Source organism: Kitasatospora sp. NPDC054768 (genome assembly GCF_053612025.1).
Genome location: NZ_JBSHBN010000232.1, coordinates 1 through 11,060, shown reverse-complemented (window position 1 = coordinate 11,060; position 11,060 = coordinate 1). Strand labels below are relative to the sequence as shown.

12 protein-coding genes and 3 pseudogenes are annotated in these 11,060 nt (G+C 68.2%); 11 read left to right on the top strand and 4 right to left on the bottom strand.

Translation table 11 applies throughout. The features are described from left to right. A partial coding sequence (locus ACWGKU_RS38385) for an ISL3 family transposase (protein WP_452180827.1) occupies positions 1-362 on the top strand: 362 nt, incomplete at its 5' end. 78 nt (positions 363-440) lie between these two features. On the opposite strand, the pseudogene ACWGKU_RS38380 reads toward ACWGKU_RS38385, so the two are convergent. Together ACWGKU_RS38380 and ACWGKU_RS38375 are read right to left on the bottom strand one after the other, a co-directional pair. Then, a pseudogene (locus tag ACWGKU_RS38380) lies at positions 441-1,377 on the bottom strand (ISL3 family transposase); the annotation flags it as partial. 131 nt (positions 1,378-1,508) lie between these two features. Next, positions 1,509-2,651: a hypothetical protein gene (locus tag ACWGKU_RS38375; protein WP_331768730.1), complete on the bottom strand. Its 1,143-nt coding sequence runs from the start codon at positions 2,649-2,651 to the stop codon at positions 1,509-1,511. A gap of 194 nt (positions 2,652-2,845) precedes the next feature. On the opposite strand from ACWGKU_RS38375, the gene ACWGKU_RS38370 reads away from it, so the two are divergent. The 6 genes and pseudogenes from ACWGKU_RS38370 (at position 2,846) to ACWGKU_RS38345 (ending at position 6,869) form a co-directional block, all read left to right on the top strand. Further along, on the top strand, positions 2,846-3,382 hold the full coding sequence (locus ACWGKU_RS38370; protein WP_421813770.1) for an IS3 family transposase: 537 nt from the start codon (positions 2,846-2,848) through the stop codon (positions 3,380-3,382). Positions 3,383-3,621: 239 nt separating this feature from the next. After that, complete coding sequence (locus ACWGKU_RS38365) at positions 3,622-3,909, top strand: hypothetical protein (protein WP_331768729.1); 288 nt, start codon at positions 3,622-3,624, stop codon at positions 3,907-3,909. 131 nt (positions 3,910-4,040) lie between these two features. Further along, a pseudogene (locus tag ACWGKU_RS38360) lies at positions 4,041-4,280 on the top strand (IS110 family transposase); the annotation flags it as partial. 727 nt (positions 4,281-5,007) lie between these two features. Next, positions 5,008-5,643 (top strand): hypothetical protein, encoded by a 636-nt coding sequence (locus ACWGKU_RS38355; RefSeq protein WP_331768728.1) that lies wholly within the window; start codon positions 5,008-5,010, stop codon positions 5,641-5,643. A 106-nt stretch (positions 5,644-5,749) separates the two neighbouring features. Then, positions 5,750-6,172, top strand: coding sequence for a helix-turn-helix domain-containing protein (locus ACWGKU_RS38350; RefSeq protein ID WP_331768727.1), 423 nt, complete (start codon positions 5,750-5,752; stop codon positions 6,170-6,172). Positions 6,173-6,560: 388 nt separating this feature from the next. After that, complete coding sequence (locus ACWGKU_RS38345; RefSeq protein WP_452180826.1) at positions 6,561-6,869, top strand: transposase; 309 nt, start codon at positions 6,561-6,563, stop codon at positions 6,867-6,869. Positions 6,870-6,891: 22 nt separating this feature from the next. Here ACWGKU_RS38345 and ACWGKU_RS38340 read toward each other — a convergent pair whose 3' ends face one another. After that, on the bottom strand, positions 6,892-7,026 hold the full coding sequence (locus tag ACWGKU_RS38340) for a hypothetical protein (RefSeq protein WP_331768725.1): 135 nt from the start codon (positions 7,024-7,026) through the stop codon (positions 6,892-6,894). On the opposite strand from ACWGKU_RS38340, the gene ACWGKU_RS38335 reads away from it, so the two are divergent. The 4 genes and pseudogenes from ACWGKU_RS38335 to ACWGKU_RS38320 all read left to right on the top strand — a co-directional run bounded on the left by ACWGKU_RS38335 (position 7,018) and on the right by ACWGKU_RS38320 (position 10,325). Then, positions 7,018-7,872, top strand: coding sequence for an IS3 family transposase (locus ACWGKU_RS38335; protein WP_331768724.1), 855 nt, complete (start codon positions 7,018-7,020; stop codon positions 7,870-7,872). The two genes, ACWGKU_RS38340 and ACWGKU_RS38335, sit on opposite strands and share 9 nt — an antisense overlap. A gap of 201 nt (positions 7,873-8,073) precedes the next feature. Then, a complete protein-coding gene (locus ACWGKU_RS38330; RefSeq protein WP_331768723.1) occupies positions 8,074-8,514 on the top strand; it encodes an STAS domain-containing protein in 441 nt (146 codons plus the stop codon). Then, positions 8,511-8,894, top strand: a complete 384-nt coding sequence (locus ACWGKU_RS38325) for a DUF6296 family protein (protein WP_401049271.1) — start codon at positions 8,511-8,513, stop codon at positions 8,892-8,894. Before ACWGKU_RS38330 ends, ACWGKU_RS38325 begins: the two co-directional genes overlap by 4 nt. Then, positions 8,891-10,325, top strand: a pseudogene (locus ACWGKU_RS38320) (NF041680 family putative transposase). The gene ACWGKU_RS38325 and the pseudogene ACWGKU_RS38320 overlap by 4 nt, the downstream one beginning before the upstream one ends. A 52-nt stretch (positions 10,326-10,377) precedes the next feature. Here the strand turns inward: ACWGKU_RS38320 and ACWGKU_RS38315 are convergent. Further along, a complete protein-coding gene (locus ACWGKU_RS38315; protein WP_401049270.1) occupies positions 10,378-10,602 on the bottom strand; it encodes a hypothetical protein in 225 nt (74 codons plus the stop codon). Positions 10,603-11,060 lie beyond the last annotated feature (458 nt).

The following is an 11,060-nucleotide window of genomic DNA, read 5'->3' as shown; positions in this document are numbered from 1 at the left end:
GACCCGAGCGGCTCGACGACACCGAACGCAAGTGCCTCGACGAGCTGTGCGAACGCAACCCGGCTCTGGCCACGACCACCCAGTACGCCCGGCGTCTGGCCACCATGGTCCGCGAACGCCGCAGCGAGGACCTGGCCCTCGACGTCTGGCTCGCTGACGTCCGCCTCGACGGACAACCAGAACTCCGCACCCTGGCCGGCGGCATCCGACGCGACCACGCAGCCGTTCTCGCAGCCCTGCACACCACGCTCACCTCGGGAGCAGTCGAGGGCAACGTGACCAGGATCAAGCTCCTGAAGAGGCAGATGTACGGCCGGGCCAACTTCGATCTCCTACGCCGCCGCATCCTCCTATCACCGTGATCAACCAGCCAAGACCCCTCAATCAGCGACAGAGCCCGGAAAGTGATCCAGAACCAGTTCTCACCCGTTGCCGACAGGCCGGTACTGTGGCGCCCGGCGAAGGCCGTCGGGCTCGGGAACGCGCGCATAGCGCTTGACCGTGTTCAATGCCAGGTTCAGGCGGCGGGCGCATTCCAGCAGGCCCACGCCCTTGCCGAGCATCTCGTGGACCTGACGCCACTGCTCGCGGGTGGTCACTGCGCGCACGCCTTCCGGTCGGGGCGGATTCACGGCCGCTCAGCAAGCGGAGTGCGCCCGCACCTCCTTCAGGGCGGCTTCGCAGAGGTTGCGCCAGATGTGCCACCGGTCGCCGACCTGCACTCCCTCGGGCAAAGCGCGGCGAACGGCCTCGCCATAGGCCCCGGAGCCGTCCCGGCACACGATCTCGACCCCCGGGTGCTCGCGCAGCCACGCCTCCAGGGCATCGGCGCCTCGGCCGGGCAGCACATCGATCCGCTCGCCGGTCTCGGCGTCGATCAGCACGGTCGCGTACCGGCAGCGGCGGCGCAGGGCGAAGTCGTCCACGCCCCGAACCCGTGGCACCCGGTGCGTGGGCAGCGGCACCCGCAACAACATCCGCAAGGCCGTGGACCGGGAGGCCGGCGTGGCGAGTTCGAGGAGCCGGGATGCGGCTCGGCCCGCTCGCGCGGCGGCTCGTCCGGCGCTGGTATCGCTCCAGCAGCCGGGGCACCTGCTCGCGGAACGTTTGCCGTCTGCAGCCCAGCACCGGGCAGGCCAGGCGGAGCACGCGCACCACCACGAGCACCCGCCAGCCATCCGTCAGCACGTCCGCCACCGTCCGGTGGTGGAAGCCGTGCACCCGGTCCGTCGGTGCCCCGCAGACCGAGCAGGGCACCGGACCGTCCATGGTCCGGGCCACCACCCGAATCGCCGCACCCTCATCCACCACGCCCTCGATCGCCAGGAGCGACAGCCCGGAAAGCACCGTAGCCACAAGTGCGTCGGCATCTCGCATGACCTGCCAACGACGCCAGTCACGCTTCGCTACCATCGACTACGGGACAGAGCCAACTTTCTGACATGCTCCCTGGGTGTGGCCGGCCGCTCTGCGCAGGTCCGCCAGGGCTCGGTCGGCCACCTCGTGGGTCAGGGGCGGATGGTATCGCGCCCAGTGACGCCGGTGGGCTGAAGCGGGGTGAAGCCCTGAGCGAGGAGTTCGGCGGTCACGGTCACCTGGCCCACCCGCTCGAGACGGTCGGGGACCATGAAAGTGATCTCGATGTGCGTGGACACCGACTGGCCGGGGAGCAAGTCCGTCAGGTGGGCGCCCGGCACGATGCCGGTCAGCTCGCCGCGGGCATCCTGGGCCAGCGGGACCAGTACCCCGTCTGCGGTCAGTTGCACGGCCGCCGGGTCAAGGCCCTGCCTGCCATCGGCGATGGTGATCCGGGTGCCGACGTGCCGGAAGTGCGGGCCGTCCGCGGGGCTCTCGAAGGTGACGGTGCCCTCCACCCTACGCTCGTGCCGCGAGCTCTCGCCGTGTTCGAGCTCGACGGTGCCGGTGCCCCTGCGGTCCACGGCGAAGTCGTAGGTGCTGCCGCCCGCCGTGATGTTGTCGACGTAGGTGTCGAGGGTGGCGTTTGGGTCACCGAGCGTTCCGACGTTGGCGATGACACCGACAGCCCTGCTGTTAGCGCCGGTGCAGGTGCTCACGTAGGTGCTGAGCGGGTAGTCGCCGCCCGCCGTGATCGGCGTGCCGGGGATGCTGCGCGAGCTGGTCCAGATGCCCTCCGGGCCGGAGGCGAAGTGCTGCCAGGTGTCCGGCACGATGCCGTGGTTGCCCTGCGCGTCGGTGGCCAGCTGCGGCTGGAAGCTCAGCGTCGTGAACTCGCCCAGGCAGTAGATCGGCAGCTGGAGGTTGGGGCCGGTGCCAGTCGCGGATGAGTGGGCGCTGTCGACGTACGTGTTGTAGGACAGTGGAGAGGCGGCGATCTCGTCCAGCGGTGTGGGCGGGAAGTAGTGGGCGGCCTGGGACTGCTCTCCCGGCCCGACGGCCAGGTGGAGGCTGCCGTTGAAGGTGTCGGGCGCGGCGAACGGCGACACCTCCTGGACGCCGTGGGCCCGGTCTGCGTTGCCCGGCTGATCCTGGAGACGGAACCAGGGACCCCGGGGGCCGAGATCGGCGGGGCTGACCTGGACGATGGCGGCTTGCGCCTGGGAAGCAAAGCCGAACACGGAGGTGCCGGAGGCCAGAAGAACCGTGACCAGGCCCGAAGTGAATCGCTTCATATCAAGACTCCCGTTGGGTAACCGCCCGAAAGGGCGGAGAAACGAACCGTGAGTGCAATTCCCAGACCGCGCCACCGCCGCATCCACCCGTCAGCGAAATCCCCCGTTCAGCCACAGCAGCAGGTCAGGGGCGCCCAGGCGAAGCTGGGGGGCGCGGTGGCCGTCGTGGTGCCTGAAGCCGGACCGCGCACCTAATCTTTCGGCCGACGCGTGCTCACCCGGATCCGCCACCCGCACCGGCCTCGGCCACGATCCGACGTTCCGCCCCGGCGCCTACGCAAGGAGGAGACAACGCGTGTACAGACGGCAAGCTGACCGAGCACATCCGCCGCATCCACGCCGACTCCCACGAGACCTACGGCTCCCCTCTCGTCCACGCCGTCCTGCGGCGCGAGGGCACCCGGGTCGGCCGAAAGCGAGCCGAACCCCTGATGCGTCAGGCCGAACTGCAGGGCGTCAGCCCCCGCCGGCCCCACTCCCACACCCGCCGCGCCGCGGGGGGTGCCCCACCCCGGACTTGGTGCAGCGCGACTTCACCGCAGCCGCCCCGAACCGGATGCGGGTTCCCTGGGGAAGTTCCTCGGAGTGCGGCGCGGGCTGCGCGACCCGCCGCGCGACCGCTCCATGCCGGTGCTTGCCGTGATGGACGATGCGTCATCGCCGACCGGGCCTGCCGCGCCTGGGCACCCGACCGCATGGCCTACAACTTGCCCCGCAGGTCGGAGGTGTGATGCCTCTCGTGACGTCACGAAAGCCGTAACCTGGCAAGGTGACGTCCGATCAAGGATTCGCCCCTGCCGTCAGTGCCGTGCCTGAATCGTGCGAGGTGTGCGCTACACGGCTGCAGTCGGCCGGCCGAGAACGGCGGCGGACCATATGCGGCACGAAATGCCGCAACACCGCGTACGGACGGCGCTGCGCCGCCGAGCATGCCGCCGCAGCCCCAGACGCGCCGCCCACCAAAACAGCCGTGCTTGATGCCGGCGTGGGTGGCGGGCTGGGTACTGCGCCCAATGAACGGCCGCTGGTGCTGGCCGACGCGCTGCCGCCTGGACCGCAGGGCGAGCTCCTCGTCCTGGCCGAGGCCGTCTACGGTGCCGCCCGTTTCTACCTCTACAGCCTCCAGCAGGGCGGCGAGCGTGCGGAGTGGGCGCTGGGCGCCCTGCACGCCCTCGTCCCGAACGTGAGCCGCCGACTTCTGGAGCAGGCCGACCTCGCCCACCGCGAACAGCTCGGCAGCACCACCCCGCACACATAGCCCCGATCAGTCGGCAGCAGCGGCTTGCCCCAGCTCAATCCGTGACGGCCACGTGAGAGAACCGCAGATGTGGATGCGCGCGAACGGTGCGGACGGGCGAGGCCAGGAGGGCGAATGACCCTCGTGGGGTGATGCTCAGGAGCACTGACATCGTGGTCTTCCTTGGCCGGGACGTCGGCCATGGCGACTGCTATGGCCACGGCCTGACCGCCGCTGGCAAGACCGTGTTCGACAAGCGATTTCCCAACAGCGAACCGAACCTGCGGGCCGTCTTCGACAAGCTCGCTGCCAAGTTCGGCCGCGTCCTGGTCATCGTCGACGAGCCCACCTCGATCGGCGCCCTGCCTCTGCGCATGGCCCGCGCCGTCGGCAGCGCTGCCCACTGACAGACGCCACCGAGCGGGTGCCGACGTCACCACCTGCTGACGAAGACCCTATTGCTCACCCTCACGACCTGGGAGCGCTGGCCGGGACCACGCGGTGCCCGCGCCGGTCACCGGACCAGCGGAACCAGCAGGGGTAGGGCACGAGCACCAGCCACTGGAACTCATAGGCGTGGAAAGGGCCGTCAAGGCCCGGGTCCGGCGGCAGCCGGACTTCCATGACTGGCGCAGTGACCCCCGGCCGCCCCTGGCCAGCAGGGCCAAATCGAGCCCGGCCCGGGCGGCGGCAGCGGCACGGGCAGTCAGCCCACCGGAGGCCACCCCAGCCGCAAATCCGCAGGTCAGACCATATGTGGCAGCCACTGCGACGCAAGGTGCCGCTGGGCCGGCAGGTACGGGAGCGCGGGTTCTCCCGCGCGGCAGGAGTAGAAGAGAGCCCCGCCGGAAGAACTGGTCAAAGAATGTGCTCTGACCTGCGAAAATGACCACTTTGTGTCAGTCATTGTTTGGCCCTGGCCAGCAGGGCCAAACGCTCTCCACTTTGGCCTCACTGGCCAGGCCAAACCGGCGGAGTTATCCACAGGCTCCCGGACCCACCGCCGGAAGCAGCCGGGCGACTCGCCGAGGCGATTTTGGCCCTAACGGTAGGGCCAAAGCACTATCACTCGTGATAGTGCCCCGGGTGACATTGGATCAAGGGACCTGGAGAGCACCGATGGCTGACAAGCCCAAGCTGGGCTACGGCGAGCAGTTGGTGACCCGGCTCGACAGCCAGGGGAACGTCGTCTACTCGGTGCAGAAGATCTCGGGCCGCACCTTCGCGGAGTCCGACACCACCAAGGGCTACACGACCGACGCGCCGTTGATGATGCTCACCCTCGCCCAGATGGACATCCCGCAGACTTGGATGCGGACCTGGTGCACCCTGGTCGGCTTTCAGCAGATGAGCGGGAAGGCCCCGCGCAGGGCGCCGCTGGGCATGCTGAAGACCACCCATCGCGACATCAGTGCCGCCTCCGGCGTCTCGCGGACCTACGTCGGCGAGTCCCTGCTGTTCTTCAACGAGATCGGCTGGCTGCGGACCGCGCGCCGCTCGGTTTACCAGCTGAACCCGTTCCTCACCTTCGCCGGGTCCAGCGTGGATCAGGAGTTGGCCCAGGACGTCTGGGTCGCGATGGTGCCCGAGTTCCTGATGCCCGGCCCGGAGTACGCCGCGGCCTGGCGCAAGGAGCGCCGGGACGAGCAGCGGTCGGTGGCCAAGGCCGTGAACGTCGTGCTGCTGGGCTCGACTAAGGCAGAGACGAACAAGATGCCGGCGGCCTCGAAAGCTCGGGCTGTTCGGAGCGCCTGAGACGGCGAGGCCCGCTCCGTTGCAGCGGAGCGGGCCTAACCTGACATTGGATGCTCAACGTATCAGCTAGCCGGTAGGCGCTCGCGCCCCTGACCGAGGACTCCAGATGACGACCACCCGGTACGTCCCGCCGATCCCCACTACCGAGATGGTGACCATCAGCCGTGAGGCGCTGGCCGTCCTCAGCCTGGTTGAGCTGACCTCGAACAGCCATCGCCTGCTCGCCACACTGCTCGCCTACCAGGATCCGGACGACGGGTGCGCCGACCTCTCCCAGGCCGAGATGGGCAGCCTGCTCGGGCTGAGTGCGCCGAGCGTCAACCGGGCCGTGAAGCAACTGGCGGACAAGAATCTGGCCTGGCTCCTGGAGCCGGGCGCCTACCAGATCCACCCGTTGCTGACCGGGGGGAAGATGCGGGCTGGGCTGGCCGGGGTGCCCCGGATCGACGCCCTCGACCCCGAGCAGTTCGGCGAACGGTTGCGGCAACGTTACGAAGGCCAACTCGCCAACCTTGGCATCAGCGCGTAGCGGACGAGACCTGCGACGCCCCAGCCGCCCGGGCCGTCTTCGTTGGCTGTGTTGGGAGGGCCAGACCACTACCACCCGTGATAGCGGTCTGGCCCTACCGACAGAGCCAGACCGCGAGGTGGGCGCGGCGGCTTGGCAGAGCACGGCATTGTGGTCGGTCCCTTGCGGGAGGCAGGGGGCGGTTTGGCCTACCCGGCCCCGTTCGGGCTGCATGACTGATGATCATGACCGACCGTCGCAAGCTCTCGATGCCGGCCTTTCGACGCAGAGCTCCAAGCCGCTATCCGTGCCCAGGAGCAGCGTGTCTTTGAACAATGGCCCTGAAGTTTCCCCTTGAGGTTGGACACCTGGAGACTGGGCGATGCAAGCCCGGAGGAAGCAGCACCAGGTGGGAATCAAGACCAACATGGCCAAGCGGTACACGGCGGAGTTCAAGCGGGACGCGGTCGCGCTCGTCCGGTCCTCGCCGCATCGGAACGTCACCGAGATCGCCCGGGAACTGGGGGTCAGCCCGGAGGGGCTGCGGGGCTGGGTCAAGCAGGACAAGACCGACCGGGGCGAGGGCCGGCCGGACGAGCTGACCAGCGCCGAACGCGAGGAGCTCACCCGGCTGCGGCGCCAGACCGTCGAGCAGCAGAAGACGATTGAGATCCTGCGCAAGGCGGCCGCCTATTTCGCGACCGAGACGACACGGTGATCCGCTTCCGTTTCGTTGATGATCACCATGGCGCCTGGGGCGTCAAGCGGATCTGTGCCGTCTTGGGGATCTCCCGGTCGTCGTTCTGTGCCTGGCGGGCCGCCGGGCCCGCCTGCGCGAGGAGGAACTGCTCGCGGCCGAGATCACCGTGATCCACCTCGCTTCCAGGGGCGCCTACGGCGTCCCGCGCGTGCACGCGGAACTTCGCCGCCAGGGCCGGGCCGTCAACCGGAAGAAGGTCGAGCGGATCATGCGCGAGCGCGGCATCACGGGCGTCACCCGGCGCCGACGCCGTGGCCTGACCCGCCAGGCCCGCAAGCCGGTGTTCGTCCCGGACCTGATCGGGCGCGACTTCACCGCACCCCGCCCCGGGATGCGGCTGGTCGGCGACATGACCTGCCTGCCGACCGAGGAAGGCTGGCTCTACCTGACCACCTGCATCGATCTGGCCACCCGCGAGGTCGTCGGCTACGCGATGGCCGACCACCACCGCGCCGAGCTGCCGGTGGCCGCGTTGCGGATGGCAGCCGGCCGCGGTGGCCTGGAGCGCGGCTGCATTTTCCACTCGGACCGCGGAAGTGAATATACGTCGACTGAATTCCGAACTGAGATAAGCAAGTTGGGCATGAGGCAGTCGATGGGACGAGTCGGCTCCTGTTACGATAACGCTGTCGCTGAGAGCTTCTTCGCCGTGTTGAAGGAGGAGATCGGCACCCGGATCTGGCCGGACCGCGCCACCGCCCGCGCGGAGATTTTCGCGTTCATCGAGACCTTCTGCGCAAGCACCCCCAGTGGGGCTACCTCACCCCACTCGAGATCCGACAGCGACACCAGCAAGGTCACGCCTTGGCGGCGTAGACGGACAGTGTCCAACCGCAGGGTGGAACTTCACCCGCCGCCTGCACCTGGCCCTGAACACCGTCAAACGCTATGGGCGCGTCCGCGAGCCCGATGGCGTTTGCCGGGCGCCAGCGCCCTGGATCATCGCGACTATCCGGCCTGACAGCGACTGGGAAATCTCGTCCTTCCGCTTGCATCATCGTGCGGGAATTCTGCCCTGATGAAGCCCGTCGAGTCCTGGGCATGTGACATCGCTCCGCGCAAGGATGTTCGTATCACTGGTCTCTTGTAGGTGTTGGGAACTCTGGCAGCTGGTCCAGTAGGGGCCGTGATCGGTGGGGCCAACGCCAGTAGGGCAGTCGAAGTGGCCATACACAAGCACTTCAAGAATCTGGGCAGCCGGGCAGAGCGCCAGGACGACTGCCCTGACCCCCCGCCCATTCTCACTCCGCACCTTCGGATCACCACCACGAAGATTCCCGGAACGGCCGTGATCGTCCGCCTCGACGGCGTGGCCGACGACCAGGAAGACCGCCGCAGGCTGAACAATGCCCTCTCCCGTGCACTCCAGGACCGCCCACCCTGGCTGGTCATCGACCTGGCCAACCAGACCTTCTGCTACTCCGTGTGCCTCAACGCCCTGCTCGCCGCCCGCCTGGGAGCGAAAGCCGCACAAGTCGAGATGATGCTGGCTGCCCCGCCGCCTCAGACCATGAGATTGCTGGAGATCACCGGCACCGACGCGGCCTTCACCATCCACCCCAGCGTGCACGCGGCCTTGGGAAGCGCCCGGTACGTCGGATGAGTAGCAGCCCCATGGACACCCCATTGCGCTACGCGGTTACCCTGCCGGGAGAGCCCGGCAGACACTGCCCGCCCGAGGTCGTCGTCGTCCACGCCACCACCGAGGTGACCGCGAACGGCGCCCCGATGTACGCGGACGCGGCCGGCACCTTCCGCGTGGAGATCGTCGGAGAGACGGCCCGGCCCCTGGCCGAGCCCGTCGGACAGGGACGGCATACCTGCCTGCACGCTGTCCCACTGCCCTGCTCTGAGCTTGGCGTTTTACCTCGTCGGTCACTCGACCTGCTGATCTGCGCTTCTTCCCGAGACAGCGGAGGCGGCCGTTCTCCACACTTCGAGGTGTCGAGTCACGAAGCACGAGAGAACGGCCGCTGCGTATGAGTCTCCCCCTCGAAACGCCTGCAGGCGAGGCGTTGGGCGCGTTGTCCCGCTTTCGGGTTGATTTCTACGACTGTCTGTACACCCGTGCCGACGCGCTCTTCGAGCTGACGGACGCGGTGCTGTGCGTGGACGGGCCGGTGAAGACGCTGGTCGAGTTGTCGCTCGCCCTTGAACACCGGCGAGGACACGGTGCGCTGGACCGGGGCTGGTTGGAGCCGACGCGGCTGCGTCGCGCCCTGGCCGGCCTGCCGCTGCCACGGCTCGCGGACGGGCGCATCGGGCTGGCCGTGGACGTTTCCAACTGGCTGCGGCCCGACGCCCCGACCAGCGACGAGCGCCTGTTCTGCCATGTCTACGGCCGCGGCAGAAACGCCGACCAGTTCGTCCCCCGGCTGGCCCTACTCCTTCGTCGCCGCCCTGGAGTCCGGACGCACGTCCTGGGTAGGGCTGCTGGACGCGGTTCGCCTGGGACCGGCCGACGACGCGACCGCCGTCACCGCGGCCCAACTGCGCGAGGTCGTCGACTGCATCGTCGCGGCAGGCCATTGGCACCGGGGCGATCCGGATATCCTCGTCGTGATGGACGCCGGCTACGACGTGACCCGTCTGGCCCACGTGCTCGCGGACCTGCCGGTCGAGGTGATCGGGCGGCTGCGTTCGGACCGGGTCATGCTCCGCGACCCGGGTGAGGCCCGCTCCGGTCCCAGGGGCGGGCGCCCGCGCCGGCACGGCGGCGTCTTCACCTTCGCCAAGCCCGACAGCTGGCACGAGCCCGAGACCACCACGACCACGGAGACCACCCGCTACGGAAAGGCGGAGGCCCGTGCGTGGGACCGGATGCACCAGCGCCTGCAAAAGCGCGGTCCGTGGCTTGACCACGAGGGCGAAATCCCGTTGATCCACGGCACGTTGGTCCGCCTGAAGGTCGATCATCTGCCTGGAGAGAGGGACGCGAAGCCGCTGTGGCTGTGGTCCTCCGCCACCGGCATCGACACCGAGCACCTGGACCGGATCTGGCGCACGTTCCTGCGCAGGTTCGATCTTGAACACACCTTCAGACTGATCAAGCAGACGCTCGGATGGACCACCCCAAAGATCCGCCGGCCCGACACCGCGGACCTGTGGACCTGGCTGATCATCGTCGCCCACACCCAGCTCCGCCTCGCCCGGCCCCTCGCCGAGGACCTGCGTCGCCCGTGGGAGAAACCCGCGCCGCCGAACAGGCTCACGCCCGCCCGGGTCCGACGCGGGTTCCGCAACCGCGCGAACGCGCCCTGCCCGGCAGCCGTGCCACAACCGACACGACCCGGCCCAGGACGCCCACCCGGCACGAAGAATCGCAGGCCGACGCCCCGCTATGACGTCGGGAAGACCGTCAAACACGAACCCACACTCGAAGCCCACCGCGCCAAAATCGCAGCGGCAGCTTAAAAATCAAAGCTCAGGCAGTGAAGAAGCCGGCCTCCTCATCAACGCGCTCCTGCTACTTCCCGCCCTGACCGCGCAGCTCTTCGAGAAGCGCCGCTTGCCCGGAGACCAGCGTCTGCAGCATCCGAGTCTGGTCCTCCAACGCCTGTCCCTGTGCACGGAGGATGCGGCTGTGCTCCGCCTGTCCGGTAACGAGGACACCCACGGCTTCGGCGAGCTTCGTCAGTGTCTGGCCATGCTCGGACGGGTCCCCGGCTAGTTGAGCCCGCACGTCGTTCATCTCACTCGCGTCTTCCATTGTTCAGGTCCCTCCCTGCTCGGCTGCGGGTCCCTTTTTTAGCCTAGGCTGAGTCCGGCCTCCCTGCTGACCCCTTCTGCAATAGGGCCTGCCAGCGCCCAGGGGTCTGACGAGCCACTCTGTCGGGCCACCGAGACGTTCTTTTCCGGATCAAGGTGACCTGGTCATACGGCACAACACGATGGAATCGCTTACTGGACACCAATCCGACACAGAACTGTTGGCTCTGTCCCGCGATCGGTGGATCATGCGTTGGAAGCCGGCACTGCAGGCCTTCGACATCGCCTTCGGCGGCCGACTCTCTGTCGGCCGCCGATAACTCACACCACACGAGTTACACCGTTGGCCTCCGCGTTTCACGTCGGGCTGGGACCGGATCGTGGGCGGGAATGCGAAAGTGCCTTCTGAACTGGGACGATGAGGCTTGTCTAAGGTCTCCG

Bases quoted from the DNA above. Each gene is read 5' to 3' on its own strand.
- ACWGKU_RS38375 (WP_331768730.1), bottom strand. From the start codon at position 2,651: ATGAAGCGATTCACTTCGGGCCTGGTCACGGTTCTTCTGGCCTCCGGC.
- ACWGKU_RS38355 (WP_331768728.1), top strand. From the start codon at position 5,008: ATGGCTGACAAGCCCAAGCTGGGCTACGGCGAGCAGTTGGTGACCCGG.
- ACWGKU_RS38350 (WP_331768727.1), top strand. From the start codon at position 5,750: ATGACGACCACCCGGTACGTCCCGCCGATCCCCACTACCGAGATGGTG.
- ACWGKU_RS38325 (WP_401049271.1), top strand. From the start codon at position 8,511: ATGAGTAGCAGCCCCATGGACACCCCATTGCGCTACGCGGTTACCCTG.
- ACWGKU_RS38315 (WP_401049270.1), bottom strand. From the start codon at position 10,602: ATGAACGACGTGCGGGCTCAACTAGCCGGGGACCCGTCCGAGCATGGC.